Origin of the sequence: Cellulosimicrobium sp. NPDC057862 (assembly GCF_042797035.1) — a bacterium.
Lineage (GTDB): Bacteria > Actinomycetota > Actinomycetes > Actinomycetales > Cellulomonadaceae > Cellulosimicrobium.
The window spans coordinates 185987-202298 of record NZ_JBHVMH010000005.1; the positions used below are offsets into that span (position 1 = coordinate 185987).

16 protein-coding genes are annotated in these 16312 nt (G+C 72.8%); 14 read left to right on the plus strand and 2 right to left on the minus strand.

Going from position 1 to position 16312, the window contains the following annotated elements; genetic code table 11:
• Positions 1-160 precede the first annotated feature (160 nt).
• The 12 genes from ftsZ to ACFVN3_RS09450 all read left to right on the plus strand — a co-directional run bounded on the left by ftsZ (position 161) and on the right by ACFVN3_RS09450 (position 11796).
• Positions 161-1498: a cell division protein FtsZ gene (gene ftsZ, locus ACFVN3_RS09395; RefSeq protein ID WP_378232527.1), complete on the plus strand. Its 1338-nt coding sequence runs from the start codon at positions 161-163 to the stop codon at positions 1496-1498.
• Between the two features lie 27 nt (positions 1499-1525).
• Entirely contained in the window at positions 1526-2338 is an 813-nt protein-coding gene (gene pgeF / locus ACFVN3_RS09400; RefSeq protein WP_378232528.1) for a peptidoglycan editing factor PgeF, read from the plus strand.
• 140 nt (positions 2339-2478) lie between these two features.
• Complete coding sequence (locus tag ACFVN3_RS09405) at positions 2479-2964, plus strand: cell division protein SepF (protein ID WP_047234000.1); 486 nt, start codon at positions 2479-2481, stop codon at positions 2962-2964.
• Positions 2965-3114: 150 nt separating this feature from the next.
• Positions 3115-3405: a YggT family protein gene (locus ACFVN3_RS09410; protein WP_378232529.1), complete on the plus strand. Its 291-nt coding sequence runs from the start codon at positions 3115-3117 to the stop codon at positions 3403-3405.
• 226 nt (positions 3406-3631) lie between these two features.
• A complete protein-coding gene (locus ACFVN3_RS09415) occupies positions 3632-4300 on the plus strand; it encodes a DivIVA domain-containing protein (protein ID WP_378232530.1) in 669 nt (222 codons plus the stop codon).
• A 134-nt stretch (positions 4301-4434) separates the two neighbouring features.
• Positions 4435-4896, plus strand: a complete 462-nt coding sequence (locus ACFVN3_RS09420) for a TraR/DksA family transcriptional regulator (protein ID WP_378232531.1) — start codon at positions 4435-4437, stop codon at positions 4894-4896.
• Positions 4897-4965: 69 nt separating this feature from the next.
• Positions 4966-5643: a signal peptidase II gene (locus ACFVN3_RS09425; protein ID WP_378232532.1), complete on the plus strand. Its 678-nt coding sequence runs from the start codon at positions 4966-4968 to the stop codon at positions 5641-5643.
• Positions 5640-6572 (plus strand): RluA family pseudouridine synthase, encoded by a 933-nt coding sequence (locus ACFVN3_RS09430; protein WP_378232533.1) that lies wholly within the window; start codon positions 5640-5642, stop codon positions 6570-6572. The genes ACFVN3_RS09425 and ACFVN3_RS09430 overlap by 4 nt, the downstream gene beginning before the upstream one ends.
• Complete coding sequence (locus ACFVN3_RS09435) at positions 6569-7090, plus strand: GNAT family N-acetyltransferase (protein ID WP_378232534.1); 522 nt, start codon at positions 6569-6571, stop codon at positions 7088-7090. Before ACFVN3_RS09430 ends, ACFVN3_RS09435 begins: the two co-directional genes overlap by 4 nt.
• 121 nt (positions 7091-7211) lie before the next feature.
• The gene (dnaE, locus tag ACFVN3_RS09440; protein ID WP_378232536.1) at positions 7212-10751 is read left to right on the plus strand and encodes a DNA polymerase III subunit alpha; all 3540 of its coding nucleotides are present in this window, start codon (positions 7212-7214) and stop codon (positions 10749-10751) included.
• 5 nt (positions 10752-10756) lie between these two features.
• Positions 10757-11272, plus strand: coding sequence for an NUDIX domain-containing protein (locus ACFVN3_RS09445; RefSeq protein ID WP_378232537.1), 516 nt, complete (start codon positions 10757-10759; stop codon positions 11270-11272).
• 119 nt (positions 11273-11391) lie between these two features.
• Positions 11392-11796 (plus strand): pyridoxamine 5'-phosphate oxidase family protein, encoded by a 405-nt coding sequence (locus ACFVN3_RS09450; RefSeq protein ID WP_378232538.1) that lies wholly within the window; start codon positions 11392-11394, stop codon positions 11794-11796.
• A gap of 9 nt (positions 11797-11805) precedes the next feature.
• Here the strand turns inward: ACFVN3_RS09450 and ACFVN3_RS09455 are convergent, their stop codons facing one another.
• Positions 11806-12042 carry an RNA-binding S4 domain-containing protein gene (locus tag ACFVN3_RS09455; RefSeq protein ID WP_378232540.1) on the minus strand — a complete coding sequence of 79 codons (237 nt, stop codon included), beginning with the start codon at positions 12040-12042 and terminating at the stop codon, positions 11806-11808.
• 119 nt (positions 12043-12161) lie between these two features.
• Between ACFVN3_RS09455 and hisD the strand changes: the two genes are divergently transcribed.
• Positions 12162-13487 carry a histidinol dehydrogenase gene (gene hisD / locus ACFVN3_RS09460; RefSeq protein WP_378232541.1) on the plus strand — a complete coding sequence of 442 codons (1326 nt, stop codon included), beginning with the start codon at positions 12162-12164 and terminating at the stop codon, positions 13485-13487.
• Positions 13488-13513: 26 nt separating this feature from the next.
• Positions 13514-13963: a GNAT family N-acetyltransferase gene (locus ACFVN3_RS09465; RefSeq protein WP_378232542.1), complete on the plus strand. Its 450-nt coding sequence runs from the start codon at positions 13514-13516 to the stop codon at positions 13961-13963.
• A 13-nt stretch (positions 13964-13976) separates the two neighbouring features.
• Here ACFVN3_RS09465 and ACFVN3_RS09470 read toward each other — a convergent pair whose 3' ends face one another.
• Positions 13977-16229, minus strand: a complete 2253-nt coding sequence (locus ACFVN3_RS09470; protein ID WP_378232587.1) for a RecQ family ATP-dependent DNA helicase — start codon at positions 16227-16229, stop codon at positions 13977-13979.
• Positions 16230-16312 lie beyond the last annotated feature (83 nt).

The window sequence follows — 16312 nt, forward strand, 5'->3', positions numbered from 1 at the left end:
GCAGCATTGAAGCGCCGCGGAGGCGAAACCCGACACGCGCGAGGCGGTCGTTGATGATGGGCACGTCGACACCTACGGTCGACCCATGAACGACCTGACATAACTATAACCCTCTAGTTGAGGGTGAAGGTTCAGGGCTGACCGATCGAGAGGCATTGACGTGGCAACTCCGCAGAACTACCTAGCAGTGATCAAGGTGGTCGGCATCGGCGGTGGGGGCGTGAACGCCGTCAACCGGATGATCGAGGTCGGCCTCAAGGGCGTCGAGTTCATCGCCATCAACACGGACGCGCAGGCGCTCCTCATGTCCGACGCCGACGTCAAGCTCGACGTCGGCCGCGAGCTGACGCGTGGGCTGGGCGCCGGTGCGGATCCCGAGGTCGGCAAGAAGGCCGCCGAGGACCACGCCGAGGAGATCGAGGACGTGCTGCGCGGCGCGGACATGGTCTTCGTCACCGCGGGCGAGGGCGGTGGCACCGGCACGGGCGGCGCGCCCGTCGTCGCACGGATCGCGCGCTCGCTGGGCGCGCTCACCGTCGGTGTCGTGACCCGGCCGTTCACCTTCGAGGGCCGCCGCCGCTCCGTCCAGGCGGACCAGGGCATCGAGAACCTCCGCAACGAGGTCGACACCCTCATCGTCATCCCCAACGACCGCCTCCTGTCGATGTCCGACCGCAACGTCAGCGCGCTCCAGGCGTTCCACCAGGCCGACCAGGTGCTGCTCTCCGGTGTGCAGGGCATCACCGACCTCATCACGACGCCGGGCCTCATCAACCTCGACTTCGCCGACGTCAAGTCCGTCATGCAGGGAGCGGGCAGCGCCCTCATGGGCATCGGCAACGCGCGCGGCGACGACCGCGCGGTCCAGGCCGCGGAGATGGCGATCTCGTCGCCGCTGCTGGAGGCCAGCATCGACGGCGCCCACGGCGTGCTCCTGTCGATCCAGGGCGGCTCCGACCTCGGCCTCTTCGAGATCAACGAGGCGGCGCGCCTCGTCCACGAGGCCGCCCACACCGAGGCGAACATCATCTTCGGCGCCGTGATCGACGACGCCCTGGGTGACGAGGTGCGCGTCACCGTCATCGCCGCCGGCTTCGACGGCGGAGCGCCGCAGGTCCGTGGCGACGCCCGCGCGCTCGGCCAGGTGGCCGGGGCGCAGCGCCCGGCGACGAGCGCGATCCCGGTCGTCCCGGCCGCGCGCCCGGTGCCGCCGGCGCCGACGACGGGCGCCCACACGCTGCCCCGCCCCGTGGTGCCGATCCAGCCGGAGGCCGACGACGTGCCCGTCACGCTCGACGGCGGCTCGGGGCCGGTCCCCGTCCAGCCCACGCCCGCCCCTACGTTCACGGTGGTCGGCTCGGGCGACGCGGCGAACCAGAACGCCGACGCGGTGCCGGGCGGCCAGAACGCGGGCGTCGAGGTGCCGCCGCGGATCTTCGACGAGGAGCCCGCGCGCCGCAAGGTCGAGGAGCTCGACGTCCCCGACTTCCTCAAGTGATCCGGTGCTGACCCGGGGCCGGACCCGATGAACGCCCGCCCTGCGTCCGACGGGAGGGGTGGCGTCCTCGACGCCGCCCCTCCCGTCGTGCTCGAGGTGGATCTCGGTCCTGGCGTGCGCGCAGGCTTCACGACCCGCACGGGTGGTGTCTCACCGGAACCGTGGGACTCGCTCAACCTCGGCCTCAACGTGACCGACGACGCGACGCGCGTCCGGAGCAACCGTGCGCGCGCGTCCACGTGGCTCGAGGCTCCGGTCGCCTTCTCCTCCCAGGTGCACGGCACCGACGTCGTGCGGCTCGGCTCCCCGCCCCGGGACGCGGACGGTGCGCCCGTCGACTCGGTGGGCGAGGCCGACGCGATCGTCGCGACCGTACCGGGCGTGGGGCTCGGCGTGCTCGTGGCGGACTGCGTGCCGGTGCTCCTCGCGGACGCCGCCGCGGGTGTCGTCGGGGTCGCGCACGCCGGCCGCCGAGGTCTGGCGCACGGCGTCGTCCCGGCGGTCCTCGAGGAGATGCGCGCGGCGGGTGCCCGGGTCGGGAACGTCCGGGCTGCCGTCGGGCCGAGCGCGTGCGGGAGGTGTTACGAGGTCCCCGCGACGATGCGTGACGACGTCGCGCTCGCGCGGCCGGCCACGCGGTCCACGACGTCGTGGGGCACCCCCGCGCTCGACCTGCCCGCAGGCGTGGTCGCCGACCTCGTCGCCGCGGGGGTCGGGGACGTCGTGCACGTCGACGCGTGCACGATCGAGGACGACCGGTTCTTCTCGCACCGGCGCGCGGCGCGCGGCGGGACGACGACCGGCCGCTTCGCCGGGCTGGTGGCGCTCTCCGTCGCGTGACGGTCCCGATCTCGACCTCCGGGTGAGGTTGAGGACCCCGGGCGTGTCGTCCCCTGTTCGTCCGACGCCCTCGGTTAGCGTGAACGCACCGGTCCGACGGCCGGTGGACCGACGGATCGATCGAGGACGGAGCAAGGCCCATGGCGGGAGCGCTGCGCAAGACCATGCTGTATCTGGGCCTCGCTGATGATCGCGGCGAGGACGAGCAGGACGAGTACGTCGACGAGCTCGACGAGACGGGGGCGGACGTGTCGCACGACTACCAGGCCCAGGTGACGCCGCTGCACCGCGCGCTCGGACCGCGCGAGGTGCCGCAGACGAGCATGTCGGCCGCCGAGCTGCGCAGGATCACGACGGTGCACCCGCGCTCGTACAACGACGCGCGCGTGATCGGGGAGGCGTTCCGCGGTGGCACGCCCGTGATCATGAACCTGTCGGACATGGACGACGCGGACGCGAAGCGCCTGGTCGACTTCTCCGCGGGTCTGATCTTCGGGCTCCACGGCGCGATCGAGCGTGTCACCAACAAGGTGTTCCTGCTCTCGCCCGAGCACGTGGAGATCACCGGTGAGGAGCAGGCCGCCGCGCCGGCTCCCGGGCGCGCCGGGTTCTACAACCAGAGCTGACGACGAGCGGGGCGCGTCGCGCCCGCCGAGCACGCGCCCGCACGGCAGGAGGGACGGACGTGGTGACACGTCCGTCCCTCTTCTGCTGCGCGCAGGGGAGGCGCGTGTCCCGTGCCCGGTCGCGGGACGAACGTCTGGCACAGTTGACCCGTGATCTGGGACCTCATCACAGGGATCGTCGGATTCCTGCTCTGGCTCTACCTGCTGCTGCTCATCGGTCGACTCGTGTTCGACTGGGTGCAGTTCTTCGCGCGCGAGTGGCGGCCACGAGGCGTCGTCCTCGTGATCGCCGAGGTGATCTACTCGGCGACCGACCCGCCCCTGCGCGCGCTGCGCCGTCTCATCCCGCCGCTCTCGCTGGGGCAGGTGCGCCTCGACCTGGCGTTCATCATCCTCTTCTTCGCGGTGACGATCGCTGCGCAGATCGTGTCGTCGCTCTGAGACGCACGTCACGCGCTCCGGGTGCGCGCCCCGCAGGACGTGGTGCGCTACGTCCGGTTCGCCCCGACCGCGACCGGCCGGACGCCGGACCGTCACGTCATCCACACGGGCGCGCGGCGCGCGAACGCGCGGCCGCTCCCGGCCCCCACGGGCAATCTCCGCTACTTTGGACTCTGGTGATCGCGAGGTCGCCCGGACCGACACGCAAACGCTATGAGGTGAACCGATGGCACTGCTCACTGCAGAGGACATCCTGAACAAGAAGTTCGCGGCGACGAAGTTCCGCGAGGGGTACGACGTCGAAGAGGTCGACGACTTCTTGGACGAGGTGGTGAGGACCCTCAACTCCGTGCAGGAGGAGAACGAGGACCTCAAGTCGAAGCTCGCTGCCGCGGAGCGTCGTATCGCCGAGCTCAGCCGGGCCGACGCGTCCAGCGCTGCGGTGCAGCCCGCCGTCGTCGAGGCGCCCAAGGCGCCCGAGCCGGAGCCCGCTCCGGTCGCGCCGATCTCGCAGGCCGTCGTCGCGAAGAACGGTGCCGAGCCGGAGTCGGCGACCGGCATGCTCCAGCTCGCCCAGAAGCTGCACGACGACTACGTGCGCTCGGGCCAGGAGGAGGGCGACCGGCTCATCGCGGAGGCGAAGGAGGAGGGCACGCGCATCGTGCGCGAGGCCGAGGAGACCTCGCACCGCACGCTGTCGCAGCTCGAGCAGGAGCGTTCGCTCCTCGAGCGCAAGATCGACGAGCTCCGCATCTTCGAGCGTGACTACCGCACGCGCCTCAAGAGCTACCTCCAGAACCTGCTGGGCGACCTGGACAACCGGGGCAGCGCCCTCCCGCCGCGCAGCAACGTCGGCGGGGCGAGCCGCACGAGCGACCTCGCCCCCGGCATCTAGCACCTGCGTCGACCGTCCGGCAGCGGCCGGTACGCCTCGCACCTGCGTCTTCCCGCCTCGGCGGACCGGCGTGGTGTGTTGTGCGTACCGGCCGCTGCGTCTACTCTCGCGTGACTCGAACTTGGAGGGGCGACATGACCAAGCTCACCACCGCGGCCCGAACGGCCGTGCGCGACCGATTTCCGAACCTCGCGAAGGACGTCAAGTCCTTCCCCGTGCGCGACGGGGAGGAGCCCTGGACCCTGCGGGAGGTCGAGGAGCTCGCCGTCGAGCTCCTCTCGGAGAAGGAGCGCCTGGAGGGGGAGCTCGCCTCCGCCGACGAGGAGCTCTCGAACCTCCTGCGACACTCCGGCGACGGGGCGGGCGACGACCAGGCCGACTCCGGCTCGAGCGCCCTGGAGCGGGAGCAGGAGCTGACCCTCGTCAACAACGTGCGCGACCTCCTCGCGCAGACGTCGCACGCCCTCGACCGCATCGCGGCAGGCACGTACGCGACCTGCGAGGAGACCGGGCTGCCGATCGGCAAGGCGCGCCTCCAGGCCTTCCCGCGGGCGAACCTCTCGGTCGAGGCGAAGCAGCGCGCCGAGCGCCGCTGAGGTCCGTCCTCCCGCCGGTCGGGCAGGGGGCGCGCCGAGGCCGGGGTCGACGTGGCAGACTTGCCGCCGATGTCCACCTCCGCGCGCCCCGAGCCCACCGAACCCGCTGACGCCGTCGCCGGCACCGATCCCGGCACCGCGTCCGGCACAGACACCAGCACGGCACGCCGCGGTCCGTGGCGCCTGCTGGTGGTCTGGACCGTCGTCCTCGCCGCACTCGTCCTGGTGCTCGACCAGCTCACCAAGTGGTGGGCCGAGTCCAGCCTGACGCTCGGCGACGACACGATCCCGCTCGTGGGCCCCCTCCTCGGGCTCCGACTCATCTACAACCCCGGGGCAGCGCTCTCCATCGCGACCGGGATGACCTGGCTCCTGACGATCGTCGTCGTCGCCGTGGTGGTCGTCATCGTGCGCATGGTGAGCCGGATCGGCTCGCGCGCCTGGGCGGTCGCGCTCGGGCTGCTGCTCGGCGGGGCCCTGGGGAACCTCGTGGACCGGTTCTTCCGGGAGCCCGGGTTCGCGCGCGGCCACGTGGTCGACTTCATCGCCTACGCGAACTGGTTCGTGGGCAACGTCGCGGACATCGCGATCGTCGCCGCTGCGGTGATGATCGCCGTGCTCTCGGTGCTCGGCATCGGGCTGGACGGGACGCGCCACGGGAGCGACGAGACGCCGGAGGCGGACGCCGAGCCGGCGGCCGAGCCTGGCCCGACGACCGTGCGCGCCGAGGGCGAGGAGGACCGGTGAGCCTGCGCTCCCTCCCGGTCCCGGACGGCCTCGCGGGCGAGCGGGTCGACGCCGGCCTGTCCCGCCTCCTCGGCCTCTCCCGGACCCGCGCGGCGGAGCTCGCGGCGGGCGGTGCCGTCCGCCTCGACGGCCGTGAGGTCGGCAAGTCCGACCGGCTCGTCCCGGGGGCGTGGCTCGAGGTCGACGTGCCCGACGCCGCCCCGGCGCCGGTCGAGGTCGTCGCCGAGCCGGTGCCGGGCATGGGCATCGTCTACGACGACGACGACGTCGTGGTCGTCGACAAGCCCGTGGGCGTGGCCGCGCACCCGTCGCCCGGCTGGACCGGCCCGACCGTCGTCGGCGCCCTCGCCGCCGCGGGCTACCGGATCTCCACGTCGGGCGCGGCAGAGCGCCAGGGCATCGTGCACCGCCTCGACGTCGGCACGTCGGGCCTCATGGTCGTCGCGAAGAGCGAGGTCGCCTACACGGCTCTCAAGCGCGCCTTCAAGGAGCGCACGGTCGAGAAGGTCTACCACGCGCTCGTCCAGGGACACCCCGAGCCGACGACCGGGACGATCGACGCGCCCATCGGGCGCCACCCGAGCGCCGACTGGAAGTTCGCGGTCACCGCGGAGGGCAAGCCCTCGGTCACGCACTACGAGGTCCTCGAGATGCTTCCCGCGGCCTCGCTCGTCGAGGTGCACCTCGAGACGGGGCGCACGCACCAGATCCGCGTCCACTTCTCCGCGCTGCGCCACCCGTGCGTGGGAGACCTCACCTACGGCGCCGACCCGGTGCTCGCCTCGCGCGTCGCCCTGACCCGCCAGTGGCTCCACGCCGTCCGCCTCGGGTTCGAGCACCCGACGTCCGGGCAGTGGCTCGAGCTGACGAGCGAGTACCCGGAGGACCTCGCGCACGCGCTCGAGGTCCTGCGCGGGGCGTACGCGTGAGTGCCGGAGTCCCCGGTGCGGGCACGGACCGGCTCGTGGTCGAGCGCGTGGTCGACGACACCGGGCTCGCCGCCGCGCACGCGCTGCGTCTCGCCGTGTTCGTCGACGAGCAGGGCGTGCCTGTCGAGGAGGAGATCGACGACCTCGACACCGCGGCGACGACGACGCACGTCCTGGTGCGCGACCGCGAGCGAGACGGCATGGTCGTCGGCACGGGCCGGCTGCTCACGGACCCGGCCCACCCGGGCGAGGTCCACGTCGGCCGGGTGGCGGTGGCCGCGTCCGCGCGCGGCACGGGCGCGGGCGCCGTGGTGATGCGCGCCCTGGAGGAGATCGCGCTCGCCGAGCACGCGGCGTCGGGCACGGACGGGCGCCGCGCCGTGCACGTCCTGCTCTCCGCCCAGGTCCAGGCGATCGGGTTCTACGAGCGCCTCGGTTACGTGGTGTCCGGCCCCGTCTACCTCGACGCGGGCATCGACCACCGCGACGCCGCGAAGACCCTCACGACCGACGCCTGAGGCGCTCGCGGTCGCGGACTCAGAGCCGCCGCCGGGTCGGCGACGACCACTGTGCGACGTGGCACACCGGAGACTGCCGAGGGTGCCTGGATGCGTGGGTGGGGCGACTTAGGATCGGTGCATGCCGACCGCCGCAGAGGACTTCGTCCACCTCCACGTCCACACCGAGTACTCGATGCTGGACGGCGCGGCGCGGATCGGGGACCTGTTCGACGAGGTCGAGCGGCTGGGCCAGAAGGCGATCGCGACGACGGACCACGGGTACGTGTTCGGGGCGTTCGAGTTCTGGTCCCGTGCGCAGGCCAAGGGCATCAAGCCGATCATCGGCGTCGAGGCCTACATCACGCCGGGCACGAGCCGGTTCGACCAGACGCGCGTGCGGTTCGGGCAGCAGGGGCAGGAGTCCGACGACGTCTCGGCGCGCGGTGCGTACACGCACATGACGCTCCTCGCCAAGGACAACGAGGGGCTGCACAACCTGTTCCGCGCGTCGTCGCTGGCGTCGCTGGACGGGCAGATGGGCAAGTGGCCCCGCATGGACCGCGACCTGCTCCAGACCTACGGCAAGGGCCTGATCGCGACGAGCGGGTGCCCGTCGGGGGAGATCCAGACGCGCCTGCGGCTCGGCCAGTGGGACGAGGCGGTCCGGACGGCGGGCGAGCTCCAGGACGTCTTCGGACGCGAGAACTTCTACGTCGAGCTCATGGACCACGGTCTCGACATCGAGACCCGGGTCACGCAGGACCTGCTGCGTCTCGCGGAGACGATCGGCGCGCGGCTCGTCGCGACGAACGACCTGCACTACGTGCGCGAGGACGACGCGTCGAGCCAGGAGGCGCTGCTCGCGATCAACTCCGGCTCGACGCTCGACGACCCGGACCGGTTCAAGTTCGACGGGACCGGCTACTACGTGAAGTCCGCGGCCGAGATGCGTCGCGTGTTCGCGGAGCTGCCCGAGGCGTGCGACAACACGCTGCTCATCGCCGAGCAGTGCGAGGTGTCGTTCGACACGAAGGCGAACTACATGCCGCGCTTCCCCGTCCCGGAGGGCGAGGACGAGACGAGCTGGTTCGTCAAGGAGATCGAGCGCGGGCTGCACCGGAGGTACCCGAACGGGATCCCCGACGCGTCGCGCAAGCAGGCCCAGTACGAGACCGAGGTCATCATCCAGATGGGCTTCCCGGGGTACTTCCTCGTGGTCGCCGACTTCATCAACTGGGCCAAGGAGCAGGGCATCCGCGTCGGGCCGGGCCGTGGCTCGGCGGCCGGGTCGATGGCCTCCTACCTCATGGGGATCACCGAGCTCGACCCGCTCGAGCACGGCCTGATCTTCGAGCGGTTCCTCAACCCCGAGCGCGTGTCGATGCCCGACGTCGACGTCGACTTCGACGAGCGTCGGCGCGGGGAGGTCATCCGGTACGTCACGGAGAAGTACGGGGACGACCGCGTCGCGCAGATCGTCACGTACGGCACGATCAAGGCCAAGCAGGCGCTCAAGGACTCGGCCCGACTGCTGGGCTTCCCCTTCGCCATGGGGGAGAAGCTCACCAAGGCGATGCCGCCCGCCGTCATGGGCAAGGACATCCCGCTGTCCGGGATCTTCGACCCGAAGCACGATCGCTACCCCGAGGCGGCGGAGTTCCGCCAGCTCCACGACACGGACCCCGAGGCGCAGCGCGTCGTCGAGCTCGCGCGCGGCATCGAGGGCCTGAAGCGGCAGTGGGGCGTGCACGCCGCGGGCGTCATCATGTCGAGCGACCCGCTCATCGACATCATCCCGATCATGCGCCGCCCGCAGGACGGCGCGGTCATCACGCAGTTCGACTACCCGACGTCCGAGGGCCTCGGGCTCATCAAGATGGACTTCCTCGGGCTGCGCAACCTGACGATCCTCGACGACGCGCTCGAGAACATCGAGATGAACGGCAAGGACCCGATCGAGATCGAGTCGTTGACGCTCGACGACAAGGCGTCCTACGACCTCCTGGCGCGCGGCGACACGCTGGGGGTGTTCCAGCTCGACGGCGGGCCGATGCGCGCGCTGCTGCGCCAGATGAAGCCGGACAAGTTCGACGACCTCTCGGCCGTCATCGCGCTGTACCGCCCGGGCCCCATGGGCATGAACTCGCACACGAACTACGCGCTGCGCAAGAACGGCCTCCAGAAGATCGAGCCGATCCACCCGGAGCTCGAGCAGCCGCTCGCGGAGATCCTCGACGAGACCTACGGGCTCATCGTCTACCAGGAGCAGGTGCAGCGCGCCGCGCAGATCCTCGCCGGGTACTCGCTCGGCCAGGCCGACCTGCTGCGTCGTGCGATGGGCAAGAAGAAGAAGGAGATCCTCGACAAGGAGTTCGTGCCCTTCCAGGCCGGCTGCCGGGAGCGCGGGTACTCCGACGGCGCGATCCAGGCCGTCTGGGACACACTGGTCCCCTTCGCGGGCTACGCGTTCAACAAGGCGCACTCGGCGGGGTACGGCCTGGTCGCGTACTGGACGGCGTTCCTCAAGGCGAACTACCCGACCGAGTACATGGCGGCGCTCCTCCAGAGCGTGCGGGACGACAAGGACAAGCTCGCCCTGTACCTCAACGAGTGCCGGCGCATGCACATCACGGTGCTCCCGCCCGACGTGAACGACTCGGCGGCGAAGTTCACGGCCGTGGGCAACGACATCCGCTTCGGCCTCACGGGCGTGCGCAACGTCGGCGCGAACGTCGTCGACGCGATCATCCGGACGCGCGAGGAGAAGGGCGCGTTCACGTCGTTCACCGACTTCCTCGACAAGGTGCCGGCGGTCGTCTGCAACAAGCGCACCATCGAGTCGCTCATCAAGGCGGGCGCGTTCGACTCGCTCGGCCAGGCGCGGCGCGCGCTGCTCGTCGTGCACGAGCAGGCCGTCGACTCGGTCATCAGCGTCAAGCGCAAGGAGGCGGAGGGGCAGTTCGACCTGTTCGCCGACTTCGGCGGGGGCGACGACGAGGACGGGCTGTCGTTCTCGGTCGACGTGCCGGACCTGCCGGACTGGGACAAGAAGCAGCGGCTCGCGTTCGAGCGCGAGATGCTCGGCCTCTACGTGTCCGACCACCCGCTCTCGGGGCTGGAGCACGTGCTCACGCGGGCGGCGGACACCGGCATCGCGAACCTGCTCGCCGACGAGGGGCGCCCGGACGGGTCGACGGTCGTGATCGCGGGCCTGGTGACGTCGCTCCAGCGCAAGATGAGCAAGAACGGCAACCCGTGGGCGGCGGTGACCATCGAGGACCTCGAGGGCGCCGTGGAGGTCATGTTCTTCGGGGAGACGTACCTCGCCTACTCCACGATCCTCGCCGAGGACCAGGTGGTCGTGCTGCGCGGTCGCGTCCGGCGTCGCGACGACACGATGCAGCTCCAGGCCATGGAGGTGTCGCTGCCGGACATCACCGTGGGCGCGGAGTCGCCGCTCGCCGTCAAGGTGTCCCACACGCGCTGCGTCGAGCCGATCATCGTCCGCCTGCGGGAGGTGCTGGCGACCCATCCCGGGTCGGCGGAGGTCCACGTCCAGGTGCTGGAGCCGGGCAAGACGACGATCGTGCGCGCGGGTGACGGGCTGCGCGTCGAGAAGTCGCCGGCGCTGTTCGGCGACCTCAAGGCCCTGCTCGGGCCGTCGTGCCTGGTCGGCTGACCCGGATGACGGAGGAGGTCGTCGGCGGTGCCGCCAGCGCGTCGTGGGACGACGGCTCGGCGTCGCACCGGTTCCGGGTCGTGCCCGCGGCGTACGTGCTGCTGCGTCGCGGCGGCGAGGTGCTGCTCCAGCTCCGGCGGGGCACGGGCTACCGGGACGGGTTCTGGGCCGCTGCGGCGGCCGGGCACGTCGAGCCTGGGGAGTCGGTCGTGGCGGCCGCGGCGCGCGAGGCGCGCGAGGAGCTGGGCGTCGAGATCGCGCCCGCGCACCCGCGGCCCCTCACCGTGCTGCACCGTGGCGTGCCCGGAGGACCGGCGCTCGAGCAGCGCGCCGACTTCTTCTTCACGGCCGACGCCTGGGACGGCGACGCGGTGCTCCAGGAGCGGGACAAGGCGGCCGACCTGCGGTGGTTCGCGCTCGACGACCTTCCGGACCCTGTCGTCCCGCACGAGCTCCACGTCCTGCGGGCACTGCGAGAGGGCGCGGTGCCGCCGATCATGACCTTCGGGTTCGACGCCTGACGCCTGACGCCTGACGCCTGACGCCTGACGCCTGACGCCCGGCGACCGGCCGCCCACGCCGGGCGTCCGGGGACCGGGCGCCTGCCGCACCCGGCACGGGAACCCGTAGGCTCGACGCCGTGATCCGCCTCAACCCCGAACAGCTCGTCTTCGTCACCGAGCGCCACCTGGCGACCCTCACCACGCTGCGCGCCGACGGCACGCCGCACGTCGTCCCCGTGGCCTTCACCTGGGACCAGGACGCGGGCGTGCTGCGCATCACGACGAACCGCGCCTCGGTCAAGGCCCGCAACGCGCGCCTCTCGGGGACGGACGGCGGTGCCCCGAGAGCTGCGGTGTGCCAGGTCGAGGGCGGGCGGTGGATCACGCTCGAGGGCACGATCGAGGTCGTGGAGGACGCGGAGGAGGTGGCAGACGCCGTCGCGCGGTACGGCCGTCGCTACCGGGCGCTCTCCCCGAACCCTGAGCGCGTCGTGCTGCGGCTCACGCCCGACAAGGTCATGGCCTCGACCTACATGGCCTGAGGGGTCCGCTCAGGCGACGGTCGCGCTCTCGGTCCCCTGGGGGTGGTCGACCGAGACGACGTCGCCGCGGTGCAGCTGGCGGCCGCGGCGCGTGTCGACGTCGCCGTTGACGCGGACCTCGCCGTCGGTGACGAGCTCGCGCGCCTCGGCGCCGGACTCGGCGAGGCCGGCGAGCTTGAGGAACTGCCCGAGGCGGATGACGTCGTCGGAGATCTCGACCGGGCGGGCGTCGTGAGGGGCGTTCATGCCGCCCATTCTCCCCGCCCGCGCGGGGTGGGCGCGACGCGGCGTGCCGGGACCCGAGCCGGCCGACCGGTGGGCGAAACGCCTCGTCGCGAGATCGCGCGGGCTCCTAGACTCGAGCCATGATCACCCGCATCGATCTTCGAGGACGTTCCCTGTCCGCCCGCGAGCTCGTCGAGACCCTGCCGCGCGCAGAGCTCGGCGTCGAGGACGCGGCGCATCGGGTCGCCCCGATCGTCGAGGCGGTCCGCGCGCGCGGCGCGGAGGCGCTGCGCGAGTACGCCGAGCGGTTCGACGGGGTGCGGCCCGAGCACCTGCGCGTCCCCGGCGACGCGCTCGCCGACGCGCTCGCGCGCCTCGACCCGGACGTCCGGGCGGGACTGGAGGAGGCGATCCGTCGGGTGCGGCTGGTGCACGCCGCCCAGCGCCCGCAGGACTTCACGGTGGAGATCGGGCCCGGCGCGCAGGTCCGCCAACGCTGGGTGCCCGTGCGTCGCGTCGGGCTCTACGCGCCCGGCGGCCTCGCGGTCTACCCGTCCTCCGTGGTGATGAACGTCGTCGCGGCCCAGGAGGCGGGCGTCCGCAGCCTCGCGGTCGCGTCGCCGCCCCAGAAGGAGAACGGCGGCCTGCCGCACCCGACGATCCTCGCGGCGTGCGCGCTGCTCGGGGTCGACGAGGTCTACGCGGTGGGCGGCGCGCAGGCCGTGGCGATGTTCGCGTACGGCGCGGCAGGCAGCGAGCCGCAGGACGGGGAGGTGCTCTGCGAGCCGGTCGACGTCGTGACCGGACCGGGGAACGTCTACGTGGCCGCGGCGAAGCGGCTCGTCCGTGGCGTCGTCGGGATCGACGCCGAGGCCGGTCCCACGGAGATCGCGATCCTCGCGGACGGCACCGCCGACCCGGGCCACGTCGCGGCCGACCTCATCAGCCAGGCCGAGCACGACCCGCTCGCGGCGGCCGTCCTCGTCACGCCGTCCGTCGAGCTCGCCGCCGCGGTCGAGGCCCGCCTCGCGGACCTCGTCACGGCCACGAAGCACGCCGCGCGCGTCGCGCAGTCCCTCGCCGGTCCGCAGTCCGCGATCGTGCTCGTGGACGATCTCGAGCAGGGTCTCCAGGTGGTCGACGCCTACGGCGCGGAGCACCTCGAGATCCAGGCGGACGGTGCCGCGGCGCTCGCGGAGCGCGTGACGAGCGCGGGCGCGATCTTCGTCGGCCCGTGGTCGCCCGTCTCGCTCGGCGACTACATGGCCGGGTCCAACCACGTGCTCCCGACCGGCGGGTGCGCGCACTTCTCGAGCGGTCTCGGGGTGCACAGCTACGTCAAGGCCGTCCAGGTGATCGAGTACGACCGCGACGCCCTCGAGGAGCTGGCCGACCGGATCGTCGCCGTCGCGAACGACGAGGACCTCCCGGCCCACGGCGAGGCGGTGCGGGCGCGGTTCCTGTGACGGTCGCGCGCGAGGACCGTGCGCCGGTGCGGCGCGCGGTCCCGCGCGACGCCGACGACCTCGTCGCCCTGCGCGTCCATCTCATGCGCGCGATGGGGGAGGCGGACGCCGACGACCGCGCCTGGCAGCACCGGGCGAGGGAGTGGTTCGCCCGGATGCTCCGCTCGAAGGACGTCGTGGCCTTCGTCGTCGACGGCCCGGACGAGGTCACGGCGTGCGCGCTCGTCGAGCTGCAGCGGTCGGTGCCGTCCGCCCGGAACCCGCACGGCACGACGGCGCACCTGTCGAACGTCTGCACGGTCCCCGGAGAGCGAGGCCAGGGCTACGCGCGCGCGTGCGTCGTCGCGGCCCTCGACTGGGCGCGCGCGAGCGGGGCCGACTCGGTCTCCCTGCACGCCACGGCCGACGGCGAGTCGCTGTACCGCGCGCTGGGCTTCGTCGACACGACGTACACGGAGCTGCGCCTGCGGTGGTGACCCGGCTCCCGCCTCAGCGCACACCGAGGACGAACGGGTGCACCGCCACCGCGCCGGCCTGCCGCAGCAGGCGCGCCGCGGCGGTGAGCGTCCAGCCTGACTCGGTGTAGTCGTCGACGAGGAGCACGCGGCGCCCGGCCAGGCCGGCTCGGGCGGCGTCCGACAGCTCGAGCTGAAGGCGGCCGGCGACGCCGGCGAGGCGCGTCGCGGAGTTCACGTCGTGCCGCCCCGGCTCCTCGCGCCCCGGGACGGGGCCGACGGCGCCGATGAGCGGCTTGCCGAGATAGCTCGCCAGCCCGTTCGCAAGGTGGAAGGTCAGGCGCGGCCGGGTCGCGGAGCGCACGGCGACGACGCCGTCGACGAGCAGCCGCCGCTCCGGCGCGTTCGCCGCGCCGTCGTCCTCGCCGGCGTCCGCGGCCGGCTCGGCCTGCGCGGCGGCCTCGTACAGCTCCGGCCACTCGTCGAGCACCCGAGCGGCCGCGCGCCGGAGCGCGACGGGCGTGTCGCCGTCGGGCGTCGCGGGGGCGAAGAGCTCGCGCAGCGGGGCGGACCAGCCGAGCCCGTCGAGCCGCGCGACGGCGCGCCCGGTCTCCGCGAGCTCGTCGGCGCCGAGACGACCGCGCAGGTCCAGCCCCAGGCGGTCCATGCCGCTCGGCCACTGGCGGCGCGCGACGACCTCGACCCCGGGACGGTCCATGTCGGCGCGCGCGGCGGCGACGGCCTCGGCGTCGGGCAGCGCGGGCAGCGTCACGCCGCCGCACGTGTCGCAGCGCCCGCACCGCCACCCGTCCTCGAGCTCCGGGTCGTCGAGCGCGGCGCGCAGGAACGCCATGCGGCACCCGTCCGTCGCCTCGTAGTCGAGCATCGCCTGCTGCTCGGCCGTGCGCGTCGCGTCGACCCGCTCGTAGCGCTCCGCGTCGTAGGTCCACGGCTCGCCCGTTGCCTCCCAGCCGCCCTTGACGCGCCGGACGGCGCCGTCGACGTCGAGGACCTTGAGCATGCCCTCGAGGCGCGACCGCTTGAGGTCCACCTGCGTCTCGAGCTGCGCGACGGACTGCGTGCCGCCCGAGCCCAGCGCGTCGAGCGTCGTGCGGACCTGGGCCTGCGGCGGGAACGCGGTCGACGCGAACCACTCCCAGATGCGCCGGTCCTCCTCGCCGGGCAGCAGCACGACGACGGCGGAGTCGACGCCACGGCCCGCGCGCCCGACCTGCTGGTAGTAGGCGATGGGGGAGCTCGGTGCACCGAGGTGCACGACGAACGCGAGGTCGGGCTTGTCGAAGCCCATCCCGAGCGCCGACGTCGCCACCAGTGCCTTGACCCGGTTCTCCTTGAGGTCCTCCTCCAGGCGCTCGCGCTCGGCCGGGTCCGTCTGACCCGTGTACGACGCGACGGCGAGACCCGCGGCGCGGAGCTGGCTAGCGACCTGCTCGGCCGCGGAGACGGTGAGGCAGTAGACGATGCCCGAGCCGTCGACGTCCTGGAGCGCCTCGACGAGCCACGCGACGCGCGTCGGCTGGTCGGGCAGGCGTAGGACGGCGAGGTGGAGCGACTCGCGGTCGAGCCCGCCGCGCAGCACGAGCACGTCCTCGTGCCCGGCCTCGTCCGCCGCGCCCCCGGCGGCGTGCGACGCGGTCACGCCGAGCTGCTCCGCGACGTCCGCGGTCACGCGCGCGTTCGCCGTCGCCGTCGTCGCGAGTACGGGGATGCCGGGCGGCAGGTCGGCGAGCAGCGTGCGGATGCGCCGGTAGTCGGGGCGGAAGTCGTGGCCCCAGTCCGAGATGCAGTGCGCCTCGTCGATGACGACGAGGCCGGCGTCGGCCGCGAGCCGGGGGAGCACCTCGTCGCGGAAGCCCGGGTTGTTGAGGCGTTCGGGCGAGCAGAGCAGCACGTCGACCTCGCCGGCCGCGATCGCCCGGTGCACGTCGTCCCACTCCGTGACGTTGGCCGAGTTGATGGTGACGGCCTTGATGCCCGCCCGGGCCGCGGCCGAGATCTGGTCGCGCATGAGCGCGAGGAGCGGGGAGACGATGACGGTCGGCCCGGCGCCGCGGTCGCGCAGGAGGCGCGTGGCCACGAAGTACACCGCGGACTTGCCCCACCCGGTGCGCTGCACGACGAGCGCGCGCCGCCGGAACGCCACGAGGGCCTCGATCGCGCGCCACTGGTCCTCGCGGAGCGCCGCGTCGTCGCGCCCGACGAGCGCGCGCAGCGCGGTCTCGGCGTCCTCGCGCAGCGACTGCCCGTCGAGCAGGCCGCGCAGCATGGCGAGCTTGGCCCGCTTGGCGGCCTCCCCGCCGTCGGGCGCCGCGGCGGGAGCGCCGCCGTCGGCCGGAGCCGGTGCACGCG

Excerpts from the sequence above, each read along its gene's own strand:
- pgeF (WP_378232528.1), top strand. The coding sequence starts at position 1,526 with ATGAACGCCCGCCCTGCGTCCGACGGGAGGGGTGGCGTCCTCGACGCC.
- ACFVN3_RS09405 (WP_047234000.1), top strand. The coding sequence starts at position 2,479 with ATGGCGGGAGCGCTGCGCAAGACCATGCTGTATCTGGGCCTCGCTGAT.
- ACFVN3_RS09415 (WP_378232530.1), top strand. The coding sequence starts at position 3,632 with ATGGCACTGCTCACTGCAGAGGACATCCTGAACAAGAAGTTCGCGGCG.
- ACFVN3_RS09420 (WP_378232531.1), top strand. The coding sequence starts at position 4,435 with ATGACCAAGCTCACCACCGCGGCCCGAACGGCCGTGCGCGACCGATTT.
- ACFVN3_RS09425 (WP_378232532.1), top strand. The coding sequence starts at position 4,966 with ATGTCCACCTCCGCGCGCCCCGAGCCCACCGAACCCGCTGACGCCGTC.
- dnaE (WP_378232536.1), top strand. The coding sequence starts at position 7,212 with ATGCCGACCGCCGCAGAGGACTTCGTCCACCTCCACGTCCACACCGAG.
- ACFVN3_RS09445 (WP_378232537.1), top strand. The coding sequence starts at position 10,757 with ATGACGGAGGAGGTCGTCGGCGGTGCCGCCAGCGCGTCGTGGGACGAC.
- ACFVN3_RS09455 (WP_378232540.1), bottom strand. The coding sequence starts at position 12,042 with ATGAACGCCCCTCACGACGCCCGCCCGGTCGAGATCTCCGACGACGTC.
- hisD (WP_378232541.1), top strand. The coding sequence starts at position 12,162 with ATGATCACCCGCATCGATCTTCGAGGACGTTCCCTGTCCGCCCGCGAG.
- ACFVN3_RS09470 (WP_378232587.1), bottom strand. The coding sequence starts at position 16,229 with ATGCTGCGCGGCCTGCTCGACGGGCAGTCGCTGCGCGAGGACGCCGAG.